This is a genomic window from Actinoplanes sp. OR16 (genome assembly GCF_004001265.1).
In the GTDB taxonomy this organism is placed as follows: Bacteria; Actinomycetota; Actinomycetes; order Mycobacteriales; family Micromonosporaceae; genus Actinoplanes.
The window spans coordinates 5,929,250-5,948,984 of sequence record NZ_AP019371.1 but is presented as its reverse complement, the minus strand read 5'-3'; the positions used below and the strand labels follow the sequence as shown (position 1 = coordinate 5,948,984).

Genomic DNA, 19,735 nt, shown 5'->3' with positions numbered 1-19,735 from the left:
GGCTCAGCGTCCTCCCGGTGGAGCTCCACCACCGCCGCCCATGAAGCCGCCCGGCCCGCTGTTGTTGCTGTTCGAGGTGGACGACGTCGTGGTCGAGGTCGGGATCACCACCCGCTCCCCCGCGGTCAGACCCGAGGTGATCTGGTACGCGTCGTCGCCCTCAAGACCCACCTGAACCTGTCGCGTCTCCTGCTGGTTGCCGGTGCCCACGACGGTGACGACGTGCCGGTTGCCGGTGGTGGTGACGGCCGCCGAGTTGATCAGCACGGCGTTCTCCACGTTGCCGGTGATCACCGAGACGGTCACGGTCTGGCCGGGCTTGGCGCCGTCGGGAGGGTTCGGCAGGCTCACCGTCACGCCGTACGTCACCACGCTGTCGTCCGTCGTCGCGGTGGGATCGACGGCGACCACCTGGCCGGTCGTCTCCGCGCCCTGCAGAGCGTTCCAGGTGACCGTGGCGGCCTGCCCCTCCTTGAGCTCGGTGGCGTCGGCCTCGCTGAACGCGGCCGTGATCTGCAGCTTGCCGAGGTCGGCGATGTCCAGGAAACCGGATCCCTCGGCGCCGCTGCTGGATCCACCCAGCGTTCCGTTGACAGCGGTCACCGTCCCGGCCATCGGCGCGGTCAGCTTCGTGCCGGCGACCGCCGCCTCCGCCTCGTCGACGGCCAGCTCGGCCTGGGCCACCTCGTTCGTCGCGCTGCTGGTGTCGGTGCCGGCGTCCTGGGCCCGGCCGAGGGCGTCCTCGGCGGCGTCCAGGTTCGCCTCGGCCAGGTCCAGCGAGCGGGCCGCGCCGGTGTCGTCCACCCGGGCCAGCAGCTGGCCGGACGTCACCTTGTCACCGACCTTCACCTTGATCGCGGTGACCGTCCCGGCGGTCCCGAACGTGGCGGTCGCCGTCGAGGCGCTCTCCACACTGCCGTCGGCCTCGACCGTCTTCGTCACCGTGCCCTGCTCGACGGTGAGGGTCCGCAGCCCGGACGCGTTCGCCCCGGTGTCCGAGTCGGTGTCCTTCAGCAGCGTCCAGCCCCAGAACGCCGCCCCCACGATGAGCAGGGCCAGCAGGGCGTTCACGGCCGTACTGGGACGGCGAAGCGCTTTCACATCTGCATTCTGTCCGGTTATCGGGCCGTTGTCCGCGACATCACCAGGAACGGGCGACCTGTTCGCCCTCGGCCAGTCCGTCGGTTATCTCGGTGTACTGATCGCCGCGCAGACCCACGGTCACGGTCCGCTCCTCGCCGCCGGTGAGGCGCACCGTCCCCGACTCCCCGGCGATGTCGTGCACGGCGGTCGACGGCACCCGCAGCACCCCGGTGACCTGCCCGGTCCGCACCTGGACCTGCGCGCTCTGCCCGACGAGCAGGTCCTCGGGCGCGGCGGTGAAGGCGAGCAGCACGCCGTACCGCACCAGCGTCCCGTCGGACGTCCCGACCGGGTCCACCTGGATCACCTTCGCCTCGTACGACTCGTCCGAGTCGGCGAGCGTGACGGTACCGGTCTGGCCCTTCGCGAGGGATCCGGCGTCCGCTTCCGGGAAATCGGCGGAGACCTGCATGTCGTACGTGTCAGCCAGCCCGATGACGGCCGCACCGCTCTTGACCTGGTCGCCGACGGTGCCGGCGATGGTGACGACGGTGCCGGCGATCGGCGCCTTGATCACCGTGCCGTCGAGGGCCTCCTCCGCCTTCGCCAGGGCGAGTTCGGCGTTGTTCACGGCCTGTTCGGCGGTGAGCACCTGGTCATCGCCGCTGCCCGGAAACCCCTGGGTGACGCAGGGACTGGCAGATGTGGCCGCTACGGCTGCTTCGGCCGCTGCGGCCGCGGCTCCCACCCCGGCGCCCGGCACCTCCGCCATCCGCCCGCCGTTGATCGCCCCGGCTACGGCCGCGCCCGCGGCCGGCACCGCACCGCCCTCCACCGCCGGCGCCCGCGCCGGATCCGCGCCGCCCCTCACCGCCGGCGCCCGCACCGGATCCGCACCGCCCCTCACTGCCGGCGCCCGCGCCGGTTGCGCGCTCGGTGCGATCCGCCCCGCGACCACCGGCTCGCCCGTGCGTGCGGCGGCAGCGCAGGCCGTAGCGCTGGCGGTAGCCACAGCCGCGTTGACCTGCGCGTCCGCCAGCCGCGCCTGCGCCTGCGCCAGCTTGGTCTGAGCGTCACCGACGTCCTCGGCGGCATCGGTGTCGTCGAGCCGGGCCAGCTCATCACCCTCGGCGACCCTGTTCCCGGCCCGGACCGCGATCGACTCGACGGTCCCGCCCACGCCGAACGCCAGGCTTCGCGTAGTCGCCGGCTCCACGGTCCCGGTGGTCGCCACATCGAGCGTCACCTCACCGCGATCCACCGCCACGGTCACGAGCTTGGCCGTCGTGGCGGTCTCATCGTCCTGCGCGACGGCGAGGACGACCCCGGCGGCGACCGCGCCCACCAGCACAATCCCGCCGCCGATCCAACGATTGCGCCGTTTCACCCGGCTTCGTCCCGTTACCTTGCTCATGATCGCATTGTGGCTGCTGGCCGATCCGCAGGAGCCCTCTTTGCCGACCCCGCATCCCCGGCACCGGCAGACCCGAGCCGATCGACGCGACGCCCTACTCAGTCATCAGAAGGTAGGCGTGGAGCATGATCAGAACACGCGTGCGACTACTCGGGTTTGTGTGGGCGTTGGGCGGCTCGCTGGCTCCGAGACTGAGGGCGAGAACCGCGACCCGAACGGGACTCGCTGGTCAGCCCGTAGGCCAAAGCCCACTCGATCTATCGGTCCTGCTCGTTGCGCAGCTTGGGCTCCCGCCGCGCGGGCGGCTGGTCCGCCGACATCGCACCCCGCCGGTCAACGGTGGTAGGCCGATGGTGGCCCCTGTTCTGAGCTCGGTTGCAATGCCGTCAACTCCTCGGCGGTGCCGATGCCGGCACGGCGGTGGGGATTGTCGACGTAGCAGCGGATCGTGTCGGCCAGGAACGTGGTATCGACGTGCAGCCGTCGCGCGTCCAGCCGGCGTCGACGCGGTGGCCCCGCTGCCGGTCCGGCCTTTTGCTGGTACAGGACGAGAACCGCAGGGTTGTTGGTGCTGGGTCGCGGTGGGCCTCCGGGGACGAGTTCGTGCCACCGCAGCCGGGTTTGGCGCCAGAGGCCGCGCAGCGTCATCCCTTCGGAGTCCAGGCTCAGGATCGGCGCGCTGGGCGCCGCGAGCAGCACCAAACACAGCAGAGCAATGATCATGATTGCGGCGGCGGTGACGATGAGGATCGAGGTCCTCACGCCGAGCTGGGCGATGCGCATGTGGTCTTGGTTGGGCACCCGCTCGATGGGAACCGTCCCCCCGGCTAGCCATCCGGCCACGATCGCCCACGGCCCTGGGCCATAGGGCGAGACCGGTGCCGTGAAACGCCGCTTGCCGGCAGCGAGGTGCCACGTCTTGGGGCGTCTGCGGGCTGATTGGGTGAGTAGCCAGTACCCGCCGACGGGCACGGCTGCGCTGCCCCCGACAAGGCCGAGAAAGGCAAGCAGCCCCAAGAGGGCCGAAGGGGTGTTCCAGGTGAACGGTTCGAGCCAGAGCTTTTCGCCGACTCGCAGCACGAAGGCCAGCATCGCAAACGGTGCGGCGAACAGCACGGCGATCCGGGTAGACATCGGGGCAGCCTAGAGAACACGAAAGCGCCGGAGATCACCCTTCTCGGCCGATCATGAGAGCCGCCTGGCCAAGGTCCGGCAACCCAGGCGGACTATCCTCGGGGGTTAGGTCAGGGCCGCCACGCTCGTTGATCAACTTAAGCGGCTAACGACGGCATTCAACCGAATCCTTCGGCTGTCCGGTGCGACGGTGCAGTCGGCGACTTTTACCGACCGAGGACTCGTGATCGGGCTTCGCCGACGCCGGCGGCGTTTGATCTGCCCGTGCGGGGCGTCGACCACGGCCCGCTACGACACGTCGCGGCGCCGATGGCGGCATCTGGACTTCGGTGCCTGCCAGGTCAGGCTCGAGGCCGACATCCACCGCGTCGACTGCCGTTCCTGCGGGCGAGTCCGCACCGAGCACGTCCCGTGGGCACGGCCAAATGCGCGGCACACCGCCGACTTTGAGAACGTCGCCGCCTGGCTGGCGCAGCGCATGGACAAGGCAAGCATCGCGCGGCTGCTGCGCTGCTCCTGGGAAGCGGTCGACGCGATCGTCACCGCGTCTACCTGCCCGTCACCCGCGAGCAGATCCCGCAAGTCCGGATCTGCCTCGACCCGTTCCACGTCATCAAGTGGACCAACGAGGTCGTCGAATCGGTCTACCGGGCCGAAGCGCCCACCATGCCGTCTGGCCCCGGCATGCCCGAACGGCGAGACTGGCGCCGCGCCCGTTTCGCCGTCCGGGCCGGCCGGGAGAACCTCGACGACCAGCACCACCAGATTCTGAAACTGCTGCGGCGTCATCGCTACCGGCTCTGGCGCACCTGGGAACTTAAAGAGCAGCTACGCGATCTCTACCGCACGACCGATCCCGCCGACGCCCGCGCATACCTCAAACGCTGGTGCACCGCCGCGAAACGAAGCAGGATTCCCGCCTTCCGCAACCGGTACGCCGGATTGAGAAACACGCCGACGCCATCGTCGCCGCGGTCGAACTCGGCCTGTCCAACTTCCGGCTCGAAGGCATCAACGCCAAGATCCGGCTGATCCAGCGCCGAGGATACGGATACCGCAACCTCGACGCCCTCACCGCGGCCATCTACCTCTGCCTCGGCGGAGTCACCCTCGATCTACCCACAGAAACCTGAGTAGTCGCACACGTGTACGCCTTCCGCGTCACCCCGGCACCGGCGCCGTCAGCACTTCCACCCGCAGCAGCAGATCCTGCGCCGTGAACGGCTTGACCAGGTAGTCGTCCGCCCCAGCGTCGAAGCCCGACGCCACGTCCAGCCACTGGCCACGCCCGGTCAGCAGCAGCACCGGCACATCGGCCGTCGACGCGTCGTCCCGCAGGGCACGGCACACGTCGAGGCCCGTCATGTCCGGCATGCTGATGTCGAGCACGGCACAGTCCGGCACCCGCGAGTGGGCCGCGAGCAACCCGTCCCGCCCGGTGCTGCAGGTCGACACGTCGAGCCCGCCGGACCGCAGCACGGCCTCCACGATCTGCAGGATCGCCGGGTCGTCGTCCACCACCAGCACCGAAGTCACCCAGCCATCATAATTCCGGACGTTTCGGGCCTAGAGTATTTCTCATGAAAGCGTCCTGGTGGACCGTGGGCCGCATGCTGACGGCCGGCTTTCTCGTGGCCGTCACGGCGCTGGCGGTCATCGGGTTCAGTGCGTACGCCCGGATCGGCACCCTGGTGGCGAGCCAGGACCCGATGCGCGACTCGCACATCCTGCTCGCCGAGATCGGCGGGCTGGGCGACGCGATCGGCGCGCTGGATCGGGTGTCGGTGAGCCGGCCGGACTCGCCGACCGAGCAGTGGACCGAGGCGTTCCGGTCCACCCGGTCGACGGTCGACCAGCGGCTGAGCGAGGTGCGCGCGGACACCGCGGGCGACCTCACCCATCAGGCGCTGCTGAGCCGGATCCAGGAGCGGGTGGACGCGGACCAGGTCGACGTCAGCCAGGTCTTCCCGCTGGTCAACCAGATGCACCAGCACGAGCGCACGCTGCTGGAACACAAGCTGGCGGAGAGCCGGGCGAGCGCGCAGAACACCCGCTGGCTGATCCTCTGGTTCGTGGTGGCGACGACGATCCTGGTGGCTCTCTGCGCCCGCTGGATCACCAAGAAGATCACCGATCCGGCCGGTCAGGTGACGGCGGCGGCGCAGCGGGTGGTCGAAGGTGATCTGACGCGGCGGGCGGAGGTGAGCTCACCCCGCGAGCTGGCGCAGATGGCGCAGGCGGTGAACGCGTCGATGAGCGCGATCCTGGACGCGCACGACGAGGCGGTGGCCGCCACGGCCGCGAAGTCGGCGTTCCTCGCGACGATGAGCCACGAGATCCGTACCCCGATGAACGCCGTGATCGGCATGACCGGCCTGCTCATGGAGACGGATCTCGACGAGCGCCAGCGCGAGCTGGTGGAGACCGTGCACGCCAGCGGCGCCTCGCTCCTCGTGATCATCAACGACGTCCTCGACTTCTCCAAGATCGAAGCGGGTGAGCTGAGCCTCGACGAGCGGCCGTTCCCGCTGCGCGCCTGCGTGCAGCAGGCGATGAACCTGGTGGCGCTCACCGCCGACGCGAAGGGCCTGCACCTCTCCAGCCACTTCAGCCCGCACTGCCCGGACGTGGTCTCCGGCGACGAGGCCCGCATCCGGCAGATCCTGGTGAACCTGCTCGGCAACGCGGTCAAGTTCACCGAGCACGGCGCCGTCACGGTGGCGGTCTCGACGCCCCCCGATCTGCCGGCGAGCCAGACCGGCCGAGTCGCGATCCGGTTCGCCGTCCGGGACACCGGCATCGGCATCCCCGCTGATCGGATGCACCGCCTCTTCCTCCCGTTCAGCCAGGTCGACGCCTCGACCGCGCGCACCTACGAGGGCACCGGCCTCGGCCTGGTGATCAGCCAGCGTCTCGCCGAGAAGATGGACGGCGGCATCACGGCGGACAGCCAGCCCGGACAGGGGTCGACCTTCGCGGTGACGCTGCGGCTGGGTGCGGTTCAGCACCCTTCCTCGTACGCCGGCCTCCCGCTCTCACCGGGTCCCGCCAAACCGGGCCGATCCCTGCTGGTGCTGGTGGCCGAGGACAACCCGGTGAACCAGAGGGTCGCCCAGCTACTCCTCGAACGACGCGGCCACCGGGTGGAGATGGTCGGCGACGGCGAGGCGGCGGTCGAGGCCGTCATGCGGACCCGGTACGACCTGGTGCTCATGGACGTCCAGATGCCGGTTCTCGACGGACTCGACGCGACCCGCCTGATCCGGGCCGACCCGCCACCGCACGGCGCCCCCAGGATCGTGGCGCTCACCGCGAACGCCATGGTCGACGACCGCAAGGCGAGCCGGTCGGCCGGCATGGACGGTTTCCTGGCGAAGCCGATCAACGAGGCGGACCTCGACGTCGTGCTGGCGACGGCCGCCGCGCACGCCGACGTACGACTGGCGGGTCTGGGTCCGCAGCCGGGACCGAACGTCGACGAGGCCGCCGGCATCCGCGCCTGCGTGGACGCGATCGCCGGAGCCGTCCCGGACGACCGGGAACGGCTCGCCGGCATCCTCGGCAACTTCGCCGGCCGGCTGCCGGGCGTGCTGGACAAGATGGAGCAGGCGGCCGCCTCGGGTGACATCCGCACCCTGGCCCGGATCGCGCACGGCCTGAAGGGCTCGGCGTCGACGCTCGGCGCCAATCGTTTCGCCGCGATCTGCGCCGACCTGGAGGACCGCGCCCACCGCCACCCCGAAGGTGCCGCCGACGTCCTGCGCGACCTGCACGACCACGCCGCCGAGGTGAGCGCCACGATGACGGCCCTGGCCCGCGAACTCTCCGGCCGCACCCGCCCCGAACTGACCAGCGCCTAGCGGACCCGCACTCAGCAGGCCCGCACCGGCACGATCGGTGACGACACCTCGGCGCCGGCCTCGGTGGACGCGCCGAACACCACCGTGTCCCCTGCGAACGCCGGTTTCACCTGCCACCGATACGTCCCACCGGACCGGCTCATCAACGGACCGGCGCCGCCGACCTGTTTCCACGACCAGCCGGCGCCGGCCGACTTGTACAGCAGGTCGTCCTCGATCATGAACTCGGCGCCGAAACCGCCCTCGACGTCCACCTGATAGCCGGTCGTCGCGTCCCCGTCGGTGTCCAGGAACACGTGACGGTAGGCGTACGAATCATCGAATGTCGCCGTGAGGACGACGGCACCCTTCGCCGAGCAGGCCGCATATCCGCTGATGGCGGCGGTGACCGAACCTCTCGACTGATCAGGAGCGGTCACCCTCGCGCTGGACCGGGCCGGCACGCCGGACTGCGGACGCCCCGCCGCCACCGATTCCCGCGGCGCCATCGATGCCTGCGGCGCGGGCGTCCCCTGCGGCGCGGGCGGGACCGGTGACAGCGTGGCGACGGCCTCCGCCGACCCGGCCGGCGACTGCGGCGGCGTGACGATCGGGAATCCGCGGCCCACCGGATCCTCGAACGCGGACCCGGCCGCGGCGTCCGCCCCACCGCACCCGGACCCGGCGAGCGCGAGCACACCGGCCGCCACACCCAGCTTGAGCCGCATCATCAACTCCCCCTCGTCGATGCCCGGACAAGCACCGTACACACTCCGGGCATCCACGAACGGCAGTGGGTCACGGTTGAAGGATCAACCGGATCGGGTTGCCTTCCTTGCGCTGCAGACGCTCGACGGCCGCCGGCGCCTCGGACAGCGGCACCACGTCACTGATCGACGCGGCCAGATCCAGCCGCCGCTGCCGGGCCAGCCGGACGAGCTCCTCGACGTGCTCGGCGTCCGATCCGTAGTGGCCGTGGATCGACAACTTCAGGTAGTTGAAGAAGCTGTCCGACCCGATGGTGATCGGCTTGTTCGCGATCCCGGCGAGCACCAGCTTCCCGCCCCGTCCGAGAACGGTCAGCGCCTGCTCCCGCACGGCCGGCACCCCGGCGAAGTCGAACGCGACGGCCAGCCCACCGGTCAGCTCCCGTACCCGTTCCGCGAACCCCTCCGCACCCGGGTCGAGCGCCACGTCGGCCCCCAGTGCGAGCGCCCGCTCCCGTGCCGGCCCCAGCGGATCGACGGCGATCACGGGCGCCGCCCCGACCAGCCGCAGCAGCTGCACCGCGTGCGCCCCCAGCCCGCCGACACCCCAGACGGCGACCGCGTCCCCGGCCTTGACCTGGGCGGTCGCGGTGATCGCCGCCCACGGCGTGGACACCGCGTCCGGGATGATGCAGGCCTGCTCGAACGGCAGATCATCAGGAATCGCGACGAGCGTGTCGGCCCGCGCCACGGCGAACTCGGCCCACCCGCCGTCGTAGTCGACTCCTCGCGTGAAGACGGTTCCCCGCCGATCGCGCTGCCCGGCCTGCAGCAGAACCCGGTCCCCCGGCTTCCACCCTTCGACCCGCTCGCCGACCCGCTCCACAGTCCCCGCGGTCTCATGTCCGAGAGTGACCACATCCCCGTCAAGCAGCCGCGGCGTCAGCCCGCCCTCGATCAGGTGGACGTCCGACAGGCACACCCCCGCAGCCGCGACCTTGACGAGCACCTCATCGGCCCCCGGCTCCGGAACATCCACCATCTCCATCCGAAGCGACCGTTCCTTCAGATGCAACCGTCCCGCCAACATCCTCATGAGATCACCCTAAAACCGCCGAACCCCACCCGGTCCGTCTTCTTCCTCACTCCCAGCCGTGGGTTCCTGCGTTCAAGAGTCCCGCCAGAGTGCGAAAATCCCGCGCCCGAGCTACGCGGGTTCGAGGACCACCACGGCCGTCGGAACGGGTCGCAGGGCCGCATATTCGTCGAGCTTCTTGTCGATCTGACCGAACGCCGCCCACAACCGGTCCCGCTCGTCACCGGTGGCGGGACGGCCGCGCACCTGCCGGGTCTCGCCCTTGAGCTGGACCCGGGCCGCCGGGTGGGCCTGCAGGTTGAGCCACCACAGTGGTTCGCCGGGCCACCACCCGTTCATGGCGAGGGTGACCAGGTTGGGGCCGTCGTCGAGGTAGGCCAGGATCACGGCCCGGTCCTGACCGCTGCGCCGGCCGGTGACGATGAGCCGCATCGACCCCCAGCGTCCCGGCCGGGGACGCCAGAGCCCGAGATGCCCGCGTGAGAGGCGATAGATCCCGCGATGGATGCGCCAAGCGAGCCGCTCGACCCATCGGGGTGGAACCCGGACGGAAGCCATGACTCCACAGTGACGCTACTCCGCAAGCAGCAGAACGTGCAGGTGGCGCGGCCCGTGCACCCCCTCGACGCGGTTGAGTTCGATGTCGCTGGTCGCGGACGGGCCGCTGATCCAGGTGAGCGGCCGGCGCGGTTCGAGCCGGGCGATCGCGTCCGGGACGGCCGCCACCACCTGCGCGGCGCGCAGCACGCAGAAGTGCACGTCCGGCAGCAGCGTGATGATGCGCCGGCCCTGGTCGGGTGAGCCGTCGAGGACGATGGTGCCGGTCTCCGCCACCGCGACGGCCGCGGCGGTCAGCACGGCGTCGGCGGCGGCGATCCGGTCCTGCGGGAGGCCGTCGTCCTGCAGGGCGCCTGCCGGGCGCCACGCTGGCGGCAACCCCGGTGGTACGACGACCGTCCCACTCACCAGCCCGGACACGGTAGCGGCGATGTCCTCCTCCGATATCCGATGGACGACCGCCTTGTAGTCGACGAGCCGGTCGATCAGTGTCTCCAGCGAGGCCGGCCGTCCCGCAGGGCGGTAATCCCGGGGCACGTCCGGGGCGACCGGCGCGTCCCGCAGTGCGGTGCGGATCCGGCCGAGGACGAGGTCACGCGCGGCGCTCATCGGGCAGCCCACCAGTCACGGAAGGTCTGCGACGGGAATTCGGGCAGGTCGCGCCCGGCCGTCCAGCCGGAGAGCGGTGGTGGCAGCCCCCGGCCACGCCGCCCCGCGATCCGGGCGAGCTTGGCGGCACGCTGCGCTGACGCGTACATCTTGGGCTTGTCCATCAGCCAAGCCGCCGCCGCCATCGCGGCGCGCTCGGACCGCGGGTGTGGCGCCTTGTCGCGGAGGTGCACCAGCAGCGACGGGATGTCGATCTTGACCGGGCAGGCGTCGAAGCAGGCGCCGCAGAGCGATGACGCGTAGGGCAGGCTCGCGTTGTCCTCGATCCCGGTGAGCTGCGGGGACAGCACCGCGCCGATCGGCCCGGGGTAGACCGAACCGTAGGAGTGGCCGCCGGCGCGCTCGTAGACCGGGCACACGTTGAGGCAGGCCGAGCAGCGGATGCAGTGCAGCGCCGAGCGGCCCACCTCGTCGGCGAGGACGGCGCTGCGGCCGTTGTCCAGCAGGATCAGGTGGAAGTTCTGCGGCCCGTCGCCGGGCGTGACGCCGGTCCACATCGTCGTGTACGGGTTCATCCGCTCGCCGGTCGACGCCCGCGGCAGCAGCTGCAGGAACACCTCCAGGTCCTGCCAGGTGGGCACCACCTTCTCGATGCCCATCACGGTGATCAGCGTGTCCGGCAGGGTGAGGCACATCCGGCCGTTGCCCTCGGACTCGACGACGGCGAGGGTGCCGGTCTCGGCGACGGCGAAGTTCGCGCCGCTCACCGCCACCTTCGTGGACAGGAACGTCTCCCGCAGATACTTGCGGGCGGCCGCCGCGAGCACCGGCGGATCGTCGGTCAGCGCCGGGTCCACACCGGGCATCTCGCGCAGGAAGATCTCGCGGATCTCGGAGCGGTTGCGGTGGATCGCCGGCACCAGGATGTGGCTGGGCTTGTCGTGCCCGAGCTGCACGATCAGCTCGGCGAGGTCGGTCTCGACCGGCGCGATGCCGGCCTCCTCCAGGGCCTCGTTGAGCCCGATCTCCTGGGTCGCCATCGACTTGACCTTGATGACGCGATCGGAACCGGTCTCGCGCACCAGCCGGGTGACGATCGCGTTCGCCTCGTTGGCGTCGGCGGCCCAGTGCACCACGCCGCCGGCGTCGGTGACCTTCTGCTCCAGTTCGAGCAGCAGATCGGGGAGCCGGCTCATCACGTCGGCCTTGATCGCCGACCCGGCGTCCCGCAGCGCCTGCCAGTCCGGCAGCTCGGCGATGACCTTGCCAGATTTGCCACGGATCGTGGTCGTCGCGTGCCGCAGGTTGCGGCGCATCTGCGAGTTCGCGAGCGCCTCGTGCGCGGCCTCCGGGAACGTCTGCTCGCCGCGCAGGTTGCCGACGCCGCGGGGTGCGGTCGCCGGCATGCCCAGGAAGGTTGTCATCTCAGGACTCCGTCGAGGCGAGGATCTCGGCGAGGTGGACGGTACGCACCCCGGTGCGCAGCCGCGACAACCCGCCGCCGATGTGCATGAGACAGGAGGCGTCGCCGGCCGAGCAGACGTCCGCCCCGGTCGAGACGATGTTCGTCATCTTGTCGGCCAGCATCGCCGTGGAGGTCTCCGCGTTCTTGAGCGCGAACGTGCCGCCGAACCCGCAGCACTGGTCGGCGGCCGGCAGCTCGACGAGGTCGAGGCCGCGCACCTGCCGGAGCAGGCGCAGCGGCTTGTCACCGACCCGGGTCATCCGCAGGCTGTGGCAGGTCGGGTGGTAGGTGACCTTGTGCGGATAGAACGCACCGACATCCTCGATCTTGAGAACATCGATCAACAACTCGGACAATTCGTAAGTGCGTTCGCCCACCGCGGAGGCCCGCGCGGCCAAGCCGGCCTCCCCGTGCTTGGCGGCGACCATGGAGTGCTGGTGGCGGATCGACCCGACACACGATCCCGACGGCGCCACGATGACGTCGTAGGGTTCGAATGTCCGGACATATCTCTTGATCAGAGGCAGCGCCTCTTTCTGATATCCCGTGTTGACGTGCATCTGCCCGCAACACGTCTGCTCGAACGGGAACACCACCTCATGTCCCAGCCGCTCGAGCAGCAGCACCGTAGCCTTGGCCGCCTCCGGGAAGAGGGTGTCGGCCAGGCAGGTGGCGAAGAGCGCGATCCGCACGGTCACCTCCCTGCCCGCGCGGCTGCCGCCTGCCAGGCAGCGTCGTCGCCACGCGGCTCGTATCGCACGATGCGTTGAGTCTCGCGCACCAGCGCCCGCATCGCATCCAGTCCGCCCTCGACGACGCCCGCGGCGCGCGCCTGCACGAGCAGGTTGCCGATCGCGGTGGCCTCGACCGGACCGGCGAGCACCGGCAGCCCGCAGGCGTCGGCGGTGAGCTGGCAGAGCAGTTCGTTCAGCGCGCCGCCGCCGACCAGGTGAATCTTGGTGATCTCCCGTCCGGCCAGCTCCTGGGCCTGGCGCACCGCGCGCCGTTGCGCAAGCGCCAGGCTGTCCAGGATGCACCGCGTGATCGTCGCCGGCGTGGCCTCTTCGTCCAGGCCCGCGGCTCGGACGATGCGCGCGGCCATGCCCCCGGGCGGCATGAAGGCCGGGTCGTCGAGATCCACGACCGCCGCGAAGGCCGGCTCCTCCGCCGCGGCCTTCAGCAATGGAGCCAGGTCAAGAGCCCCCCACTCGCGAAGGCACTCCTGCAACGGCCACAGACCCATCACATTGCGCAGATAGCGGATGGTCCCGTCGACGCCGCCCTCGTTGGTGAAGTTCGCCTGCCGCGACGCCTCGCCCAGCACCGGCTCGTCGAGTTCCAGGCCGACCAGCGACCAGGTGCCGCACGAGATGTAGGCGAAGTCGTTGCCCTGCGCCGGCACACCGACGATCGCCGACGCGGTGTCATGCGAGCCGACCGCGACGACCGGCGTGCCCTCGTAATAGCCGATGATCTCGCCGGGGTGCCGGATCGGCGGAAGGACCTCTTCCTTGAGTCCGAGATCAGAGATCAAGGACGAAGACCATTCCTTGGTACGTACGTCCAGCAGCCCCGTGGTGGACGCGTTCGTGTATTCCGCGCCGGTCTGGCCGGTGAGCCAGTACGCGAGCAGGTCCGGCACGAGCAGCAGATGCTTCGCGGCTTCGAACTGCGGGGTGCCCTTCGCCGCCACCAGCTGGTAGACCGTGTTGAACGGCAGCGTCTGCAGGCCGTTGACCTCGTACAGGTCACCGATCCGGTCGGCGATCCCGTCGGTCCGCGAGTCCCGGTAGTGCACCGGGTTGCCGAGCAGCGCACCGCTGTCGTCGATCAGCCCGTAGTCGACGGCCCACGAGTCGATGCCGATGCTGTCCACCGGCCCGGCCTTGCGCAGGCCCTCGACCACGCCGCGGTGCAGCGACAGGATGTCCCAGTGCAGGGTGCCGCCGACCCGGACCGGCTCGTTCGGGAACCGGTGCACGACTTCGAGCGCGAAGCCGTTCTCATCGAATCGCCCGACCACGACGCGCCCGCTGGACGCGCCGAGGTCGACCGCTGCGAACGCTTTCACCGGAGGAACGCTGCCGCGACGCCGGCGTCCACGGGAACGTGCAGGCCGGTGGTGTGCGAGAGCTCGCCCGAGGTCAGCACGAAGACGGCGTTCGCGACGTGCTCCGGGAGGACCTCACGCTTGAGCAGGGTGCGCTGCGCGTAGTACTCGCCCAGCTTCTCCTCCGGCACACCGTAGACGGCGGCACGCTTCGCGCCCCAGCCACCGGCGAAGATGCCCGAGCCACGGACCACGCCGTCCGGGTTGATGCCGTTGACCTTGATCCCGTACGCGCCGAGCTCGGCGGCGAGCAGCCGCACCTGGTGAGCCTGGTCGGCCTTGGCCGCGCCGTACGCCACGTTGTTGGGGCCGGCGAACAGCGAGTTCTTGCTGGAGATGTAGACGATGTCGCCGCCGATCCCCTGCTCGATCAGGATCTTCGCGGCGGCCTTCGCGACCAGGAACGAACCCTTCGCCATGACGTCGTGCTGCAGATCCCAGTCCTGCTCGGTCGTCTCCAGCAGCGGCTTCGAGATGGAGAGGCCGGCGTTGTTCACCACGAGGTCGACACCGCCGAACGCCAGCACGCCCTGGTTGAGGGCTGCTTCCACAGCGGCCGCATCGGTCACGTCGGCGACCACGCTGACCGCCGCGTCGGTGCCGCCGATCTCGCGGGCCACGTTCTCGGCGGCCTCTCCGTCCCGGTCAGCGACGATGACGACAGCGCCCTCGGCGGCGAGCCGCAGCGCGATCGCCCGGCCGATGCCCGAGCCGCCGCCGGTCACGAACGCGATCCGGGTGGCGAGCGGCTTCGGCTTCGGCATGCGCTGCAGCTTCGCCTCCTCCAGCGACCAGTATTCGATGCGGAACTTCTCCGACTCGTCGATCGGCTGGTAGCGCGAGACCGACTCGGCGCCGCGCATCACGTTGATGGCGTTGACGTAGAACTCGCCGGCCACCCGGGCGGTCTGCTTGTTCGCGCCGAACGAGAACATGCCGACGCCCGGGACCAGCACGATCGCCGGGTCGGCGCCGCGGATCGCCGGGCTCTCCGGAGTCGCGTGCCGGTCGTAGTAGGCGCGGTAGTCCTCGCGGTACGCGGCGTGCAGCTCCTTCAGTCGTTCCGTCTGGGTCTCCAGCGGCGCGTCCGGCGCGGTGTCCAGCACCAGAGGCTTGACCTTGGTACGCAGGAAGTGGTCCGGGCAGGAGGTGCCGAGCGCGGCCAGTTCGCCGAGCCGCTCGCTGCCGACGAAGTCGAGGACCACATCGCTGTCGGTGTAGTGGCCGACCTGCACCCGGTCCGTGGAGGCGAGACCACGAATCACCGGGAAGAGGGCTGCCGCGCGCTCCCGGCGTACGTCCTCGGGAAGTGCCTGATGCACCGCCGCGCCGAACGGCGCGCTGCGACCGTGCTCCGCGATGTAGGCCGCGGCCTTCGCGATGATCTCCTGCGAGTTCGCCTCGCACTCGTCGCTGGTCGCACCCCACGCCGTGATGCCGTGACCGCCGAGGATCACGCCGATCGCCTGCGGGTTCGCCTTCTGGACCGCTGCGATGTCGAGGCCGAGCTGGAATCCGGGGCGACGCCAGTCCACCCACAGCACCCGGTCGCCGAAGATCTCCTTGGTCAGCGCGGGACCGTCGGCGGCCGTCGCGATCGCGATCCCGGCGTCCGGGTGCAGGTGGTCGACGTGCGCGACCTCGACGAGCCCGTGCATGGCGGTGTCGATGCTCGGTGCGGCACCACCCCGCCCGTGCAGGCAGTAGTCGAACGCGGCGACCATCTCGTCCTCGCGCTCCAGGCCCGGGTACACGTTCGGCAGGCTCTTGAGCCGATCGAGCCTCAGGACCGCGAGACCGCTTTCGGTCAGTGTGCCGAGGTCGCCGCCGGAGCCCTTCACCCAGAGCAGGTCGACGTCGTTTCCGGTCACGGGGTCGGTGTCGGTGCCCTTCGCCGACGTGTTGCCGCCGGCATAGTTGGTCGTGCGGGGATCCGCGCCGAGGCGGTTCGAGCGGGCGATGAGCTCGGCGACTACGGGGTTCGTCATGACGGTCCTTCGGGCCGGGGCGGGTTCACTCCTCCTCGGTGTTTCACAACGCTCTCCTCCCAGCTCCAGGCAGGGTTCGACGGTGTCGTTTGTGAAACGTTTCAGAGTTACGGACACATTACGACGCCCACCCGACCGGGTCAAGGCCACCGTCCGCGCTTTCCCAACCCGGCACCCACCACCACCGCCCGGCTACCCCACCCGGCACCACCGCCCCGCGACCCCACCCGGCACCCACCACCGCCCGACTCCCGCCGCGGCCAGTGAGCGCACACACCTCGGGTTCGCGTCCGCCGACCGCCCTCCCCGCGGCGGCCAGCGCACACACCCCCGCAGTGCGTTCGCCCACAGCCCCACCGACAGCCGGCAAGCACACGCACGCGTCCACCCACCGCCCTCACAACCACGCACCTCGAAGCTGCGTCCGCCGACCGCCCTCCCCGCGTCGGCAAGCGCACACACACCCCGCACCTGCGTCCGCCCACCGCCCCTCCATAGCCGGCAAGCGCACGCAACCCACCCGCGCGTCCGCCCACCGCCCCTCACAACCACGCTGAACGCACACACCTCGAAGCTGCGTCCGCCCACCGCCCCTCACAACCGCACTGAGCGCACGCACCTCGAATTTGCGTCCGCTGACCGCCCTCCCCGCGGCGGCAGACGCACACACCCCCGCACCTGCGTCCGCCCACAGCCCCACATAGCCGGCAAGCGCACGCAACCCGCCCGCGCGTCCGCCCACCGCCCCTCACAACCACGCTGAACGCACACACCTCGAATCTGCGTCCGCCGACCGCCCTCCCCACGGCGGCAGGCGCACACGCCCCCGCAGCGCGTTCACCCACAGCCCCTCCATAGCCGGCAACCGCACGCAACCCGCCCGCACGTCCGCCCACCGCCCCTCACAACCACGCTGAACGCACACACCTCGAATCTGCGTCCGCCGACCGCCCTCCCCACGGCGGCAGACGCACACACCCCCGCACCTGCGTCCACCCACAGCCCCTCCACAGCCGGCAACCGCACGCAACCCACCCGCGCGTCCGCCCACCGCCCTCACAACCACGCTGAACGCACACACCCCGAGTCCGTCCACCGACACCATGGGGCCACGCAACCCGGCAGATTAGCGTACATTTGTACACATGAACGTGAGCGAGAAGAGCATGCACGCCCGGATGCTCGCCGGCGAGCTGTACATCGCCGACGACCCGGACATCGCGCGGGATTCGGCACGGGCGCAGCGGCTGGCTCATGAGATCAACACGAATGATCCGGCGGACTACGAGAAGCGGCGCGAACTGCTGACCGAGCTGCTCGGCGCGTTCGGGGAGGGCAGTGAGATCCGCCCGCCGTTCCACTGTGACTACGGCTATCAGACGACGGTGGGTGCGCGGACGTTCGCCAACTTCGGGCTGGTCGTGCTCGACGTCGCGAAGGTGACGATCGGTGACGACGTGCAGATCGGGCCGAACGTGCAGTTGCTGACGGCCACCCATCCGCTGGAGCCCGGGCCGCGCCGGGACAAATGGGAGTCGGCGGAACCGATCGTCATCGGCGACAACGTCTGGCTCGGCGGCGGCGTGATCGTCTGCCCGGGCGTGACGATCGGTGAGAACACCGTGGTCGGGGCCGGGTCGGTGGTCGTCAAGGACCTGCCGCCGAACGTGATCGCGGTCGGGTCACCGGCCCGCGCCATCAAAGAGGTACCCGGGAGCAAAGAGGTACTCGGAAACAAACAGGTACCCGGAAACAAAGAGGTACCCGGAAGCGAAGAGGTACCCGGAAGCGAAGAGGCCCCTGGGAGATGAGCGCCGTAGCCGAGCGCCGCGCCCGACGCCACGATCCGGACCGCAAGGACCGGATCGTCGACGCCGCCATCCGCGTGATCGGGAAGCACGGTGTGGCCGGCACGACGCACCGCCTGATCGCGGCGGAGGCGGACGTACCACTCGGATCGCTCACCTACCACTTCAGCGGTCTGGACGATCTGCGCGCGCAGGCCTTCGAGAAGCACGCCGAGCGGATGTCGGAGATCTACGCGGCCCACTTCGACGGCGTCGAGAACGAGGAGCAGCTGGTCGACGCGCTGACCAGGCTGATACAGGGCGATGCGGGCGCCGGCGAGGACGACTGGGCGGTGGCGTACGAGCTGTACCTCGCCGCCTTGCGTGATCCGGCGCTGCGCGAGGTCACCGACTCGTGGATGCGGACCAGCCGCTCGGTGCTGGAGCAGTTCGTGGATCCGGTGACGGCCCGCGGGGTGGACGCGCTGATCGAGGGCCTCGTGATGCACAAGACCTTGGCGACCACCCCGGTGCCGGTCGACGAGATCCGGTCGATCGTCAGGCGTGTGCTGGGGCACTGACCCGCGACGGGTTGCGGCAGAGGACGAGCACCACCACGCTGCCGAGCAGTGCCATCCCGGCGGCCAGCCGCAGCGCCGCGTCCAGCCCGTCGGTGTAGACGCCGCCGAACACCGTCCCCAGCACCGCCACACCGAAGGCGAACCCCAGCTGGCGGAACGCGTTCAGCGCGCCACCGGCCATGCCGCTGCGTTCCCGCGGCACCTCCCCGAGCACCGCCGAGGACAGGGTCGGCAGCACCACGCCCACACCCAGACCCACAACGATCAAACCCATCATCAGTACGTCTCCGTCAGCATCCGGCGACACCCGAGTCTGCATCAGATCTCCCGCCGCGATCAGCAACAGGCCGATCCCGACCGTCCACCGCGCCGGAACACGCTGCAGGGCCCGGCCGGCGAACACCCCGACCACCAGCGACGCGAGGCTCATCGGCAGAGCGCCGAGCAGGCCGGCGTCGACCGGGCCGTGTCCGAGGATCCGCTGCAGCCAGACGGTCGTGTACGGCATCACCGCGAACGCGGCCGCCTGCGTGAGGAACGCCGCCGCGATGAGAGAGCTGAACGACCGCCGCCGGAACAGTCCGAGATCCAGCATCGGATGATCGGACCGGCGTTCCACCACGATGAACACGACGAATCCGATCAGTCCAGCCGCGAAGGCCGTCAGAGTCGACCCCGCCGCCCATCCGTCCGCTGACGCTGAGATCAACCCATAGACCACGGCACCTGCGGAGACAGTGAACGCGACAGTCCCCGGAACATCGAACCGGCCACCCCACGGCGCCTTCGACTCCGCCACACCGCGCAGCGTGAACCAGGCCGCCAGCACACAGATCGGCAGGTTCACCAGGAAGATCCAGTGCCAGCCGAGATGTTCGGTGAGCAGCCCGCCCGCGATCGGCCCGGCAGCAGCGGCGGCCCCGTTGACGGCACCCCAGACCCCGAACGCGACACCGCGATCCTTGCCCTGGTACGTGACGTTCAGCAGTGCCGCCGTGGTGGCGAACATCGCCGCGCCGCCGATGCCCTGGACCACCCGGGCGCCGATGAGCAGCCCGACGGTCGGGGCGAGGGCGCAGGCCAGCGACGCGAGGGCGAAGATCAGGAGACCGATCAGGTAGGTGAGGCGCCGCCCGTACCGATCGGCGAGAGACCCCGCGCCCAGCAGAAGCGCCGCCAGCGCGAGGGCGTAGCCGTCGAGGACCCATTGCAGGTCGTCGTCGCCGGCGCCGAGACTGGTCGAGATGTCCGGCAGGGCGACCACGACGACGGTGACGTCGACGAGGAGTAGGAACGTGCCGAGACAGACGGCGACGAGCGGTGACCATTTGTGCATGCGAAGCACTCTGCCGGTCCTGTGCCTT

16 protein-coding genes and 2 pseudogenes are annotated in these 19,735 nt (G+C 70.2%); 5 read left to right on the top strand and 13 right to left on the bottom strand.

What is annotated here, in order from left to right:
* Positions 1-3: 3 nt before the first annotated feature.
* From EP757_RS27190 to EP757_RS27180, 3 genes are all read right to left on the bottom strand, one after another.
* On the bottom strand, positions 4-1,101 hold the full coding sequence (locus EP757_RS27190) for an efflux RND transporter periplasmic adaptor subunit (protein ID WP_232050027.1): 1,098 nt from the start codon (positions 1,099-1,101) through the stop codon (positions 4-6).
* Between the two features lie 40 nt (positions 1,102-1,141).
* Positions 1,142-2,497 carry an efflux RND transporter periplasmic adaptor subunit gene (locus tag EP757_RS27185; RefSeq protein ID WP_127550674.1) on the bottom strand — a complete coding sequence of 452 codons (1,356 nt, stop codon included), beginning with the start codon at positions 2,495-2,497 and terminating at the stop codon, positions 1,142-1,144.
* 333 nt (positions 2,498-2,830) lie between these two features.
* Positions 2,831-3,631, bottom strand: a complete 801-nt coding sequence (locus tag EP757_RS27180) for a hypothetical protein (RefSeq protein WP_127550672.1) — start codon at positions 3,629-3,631, stop codon at positions 2,831-2,833.
* A gap of 190 nt (positions 3,632-3,821) precedes the next feature.
* On the opposite strand from EP757_RS27180, the pseudogene EP757_RS44860 reads away from it, so the two are divergent.
* Positions 3,822-4,115, top strand: a pseudogene (locus EP757_RS44860) (transposase family protein); the annotation flags it as partial.
* A pseudogene (locus EP757_RS44855) lies at positions 4,094-4,764 on the top strand (transposase). The pseudogenes EP757_RS44860 and EP757_RS44855, both read left to right, overlap by 22 nt.
* 28 nt (positions 4,765-4,792) lie before the next feature.
* Here EP757_RS44855 and EP757_RS27170 read toward each other — a convergent pair.
* Positions 4,793-5,167, bottom strand: coding sequence for a response regulator transcription factor (locus tag EP757_RS27170; RefSeq protein ID WP_127550670.1), 375 nt, complete (start codon positions 5,165-5,167; stop codon positions 4,793-4,795).
* Positions 5,168-5,211: 44 nt separating this feature from the next.
* Between EP757_RS27170 and EP757_RS27165 the strand changes: the two genes are divergently transcribed.
* Positions 5,212-7,491: an ATP-binding protein gene (locus EP757_RS27165; protein ID WP_232050025.1), complete on the top strand. Its 2,280-nt coding sequence runs from the start codon at positions 5,212-5,214 to the stop codon at positions 7,489-7,491.
* Between the two features lie 11 nt (positions 7,492-7,502).
* Here EP757_RS27165 and EP757_RS27160 read toward each other — a convergent pair whose 3' ends face one another.
* The 8 genes from EP757_RS27160 to EP757_RS27125 all read right to left on the bottom strand — a co-directional run bounded on the left by EP757_RS27160 (position 7,503) and on the right by EP757_RS27125 (position 16,003).
* Positions 7,503-8,201 (bottom strand): hypothetical protein, encoded by a 699-nt coding sequence (locus EP757_RS27160; RefSeq protein WP_146002951.1) that lies wholly within the window; start codon positions 8,199-8,201, stop codon positions 7,503-7,505.
* A gap of 67 nt (positions 8,202-8,268) precedes the next feature.
* The gene (locus tag EP757_RS27155; RefSeq protein WP_127550666.1) at positions 8,269-9,273 is read right to left on the bottom strand and encodes a zinc-binding dehydrogenase; all 1,005 of its coding nucleotides are present in this window, start codon (positions 9,271-9,273) and stop codon (positions 8,269-8,271) included.
* Between the two features lie 111 nt (positions 9,274-9,384).
* Entirely contained in the window at positions 9,385-9,831 is a 447-nt protein-coding gene (locus tag EP757_RS27150; protein ID WP_127550664.1) for a nitroreductase/quinone reductase family protein, read from the bottom strand.
* A 15-nt stretch (positions 9,832-9,846) separates the two neighbouring features.
* Positions 9,847-10,440 (bottom strand): LUD domain-containing protein, encoded by a 594-nt coding sequence (locus tag EP757_RS27145; protein ID WP_127550662.1) that lies wholly within the window; start codon positions 10,438-10,440, stop codon positions 9,847-9,849.
* Positions 10,437-11,864: a LutB/LldF family L-lactate oxidation iron-sulfur protein gene (locus EP757_RS27140; protein WP_127550651.1), complete on the bottom strand. Its 1,428-nt coding sequence runs from the start codon at positions 11,862-11,864 to the stop codon at positions 10,437-10,439. Before EP757_RS27140 ends, EP757_RS27145 begins: the two co-directional genes overlap by 4 nt.
* A gap of 1 nt (position 11,865) precedes the next feature.
* A complete protein-coding gene (locus EP757_RS27135) occupies positions 11,866-12,597 on the bottom strand; it encodes a (Fe-S)-binding protein (RefSeq protein WP_127550649.1) in 732 nt (243 codons plus the stop codon).
* 2 nt (positions 12,598-12,599) lie between these two features.
* Positions 12,600-13,976, bottom strand: a complete 1,377-nt coding sequence (locus EP757_RS27130; RefSeq protein ID WP_127550647.1) for a rhamnulokinase family protein — start codon at positions 13,974-13,976, stop codon at positions 12,600-12,602.
* Positions 13,973-16,003: a bifunctional aldolase/short-chain dehydrogenase gene (locus EP757_RS27125; protein WP_127550645.1), complete on the bottom strand. Its 2,031-nt coding sequence runs from the start codon at positions 16,001-16,003 to the stop codon at positions 13,973-13,975. Before EP757_RS27125 ends, EP757_RS27130 begins: the two co-directional genes overlap by 4 nt.
* 1,145 nt (positions 16,004-17,148) lie before the next feature.
* Between EP757_RS27125 and EP757_RS27120 the strand changes: the two genes are divergently transcribed.
* Together EP757_RS27120 and EP757_RS27115 are read left to right on the top strand one after the other, a co-directional pair.
* Positions 17,149-17,814: a sugar O-acetyltransferase gene (locus tag EP757_RS27120; protein WP_305030421.1), complete on the top strand. Its 666-nt coding sequence runs from the start codon at positions 17,149-17,151 to the stop codon at positions 17,812-17,814.
* Complete coding sequence (locus EP757_RS27115) at positions 17,811-18,371, top strand: TetR/AcrR family transcriptional regulator (RefSeq protein WP_127550643.1); 561 nt, start codon at positions 17,811-17,813, stop codon at positions 18,369-18,371. The genes EP757_RS27120 and EP757_RS27115 overlap by 4 nt, the downstream gene beginning before the upstream one ends.
* Here the strand turns inward: EP757_RS27115 and EP757_RS27110 are convergent.
* A complete protein-coding gene (locus EP757_RS27110; protein WP_127550641.1) occupies positions 18,349-19,707 on the bottom strand; it encodes an MFS transporter in 1,359 nt (452 codons plus the stop codon). The genes EP757_RS27115 and EP757_RS27110 overlap by 23 nt on opposite strands.
* Positions 19,708-19,735 lie beyond the last annotated feature (28 nt).

What these genes read in the sequence shown, in the direction of transcription:
- EP757_RS27185 (WP_127550674.1), bottom strand. Translation starts at nt 2,497, where the DNA reads ATGAGCAAGGTAACGGGACGAAGCCGGGTGAAACGGCGCAATCGTTGG.
- EP757_RS27180 (WP_127550672.1), bottom strand. Translation starts at nt 3,631, where the DNA reads ATGTCTACCCGGATCGCCGTGCTGTTCGCCGCACCGTTTGCGATGCTG.
- EP757_RS27165 (WP_232050025.1), top strand. Translation starts at nt 5,212, where the DNA reads ATGAAAGCGTCCTGGTGGACCGTGGGCCGCATGCTGACGGCCGGCTTT.
- EP757_RS27160 (WP_146002951.1), bottom strand. Translation starts at nt 8,201, where the DNA reads ATGATGCGGCTCAAGCTGGGTGTGGCGGCCGGTGTGCTCGCGCTCGCC.
- EP757_RS27155 (WP_127550666.1), bottom strand. Translation starts at nt 9,273, where the DNA reads ATGAGGATGTTGGCGGGACGGTTGCATCTGAAGGAACGGTCGCTTCGG.
- EP757_RS27150 (WP_127550664.1), bottom strand. Translation starts at nt 9,831, where the DNA reads ATGGCTTCCGTCCGGGTTCCACCCCGATGGGTCGAGCGGCTCGCTTGG.
- EP757_RS27145 (WP_127550662.1), bottom strand. Translation starts at nt 10,440, where the DNA reads ATGAGCGCCGCGCGTGACCTCGTCCTCGGCCGGATCCGCACCGCACTG.
- EP757_RS27140 (WP_127550651.1), bottom strand. Translation starts at nt 11,864, where the DNA reads ATGACAACCTTCCTGGGCATGCCGGCGACCGCACCCCGCGGCGTCGGC.
- EP757_RS27125 (WP_127550645.1), bottom strand. Translation starts at nt 16,003, where the DNA reads ATGACGAACCCCGTAGTCGCCGAGCTCATCGCCCGCTCGAACCGCCTC.
- EP757_RS27120 (WP_305030421.1), top strand. Translation starts at nt 17,149, where the DNA reads ATGAACGTGAGCGAGAAGAGCATGCACGCCCGGATGCTCGCCGGCGAG.
- EP757_RS27115 (WP_127550643.1), top strand. Translation starts at nt 17,811, where the DNA reads ATGAGCGCCGTAGCCGAGCGCCGCGCCCGACGCCACGATCCGGACCGC.
- EP757_RS27110 (WP_127550641.1), bottom strand. Translation starts at nt 19,707, where the DNA reads ATGCACAAATGGTCACCGCTCGTCGCCGTCTGTCTCGGCACGTTCCTA.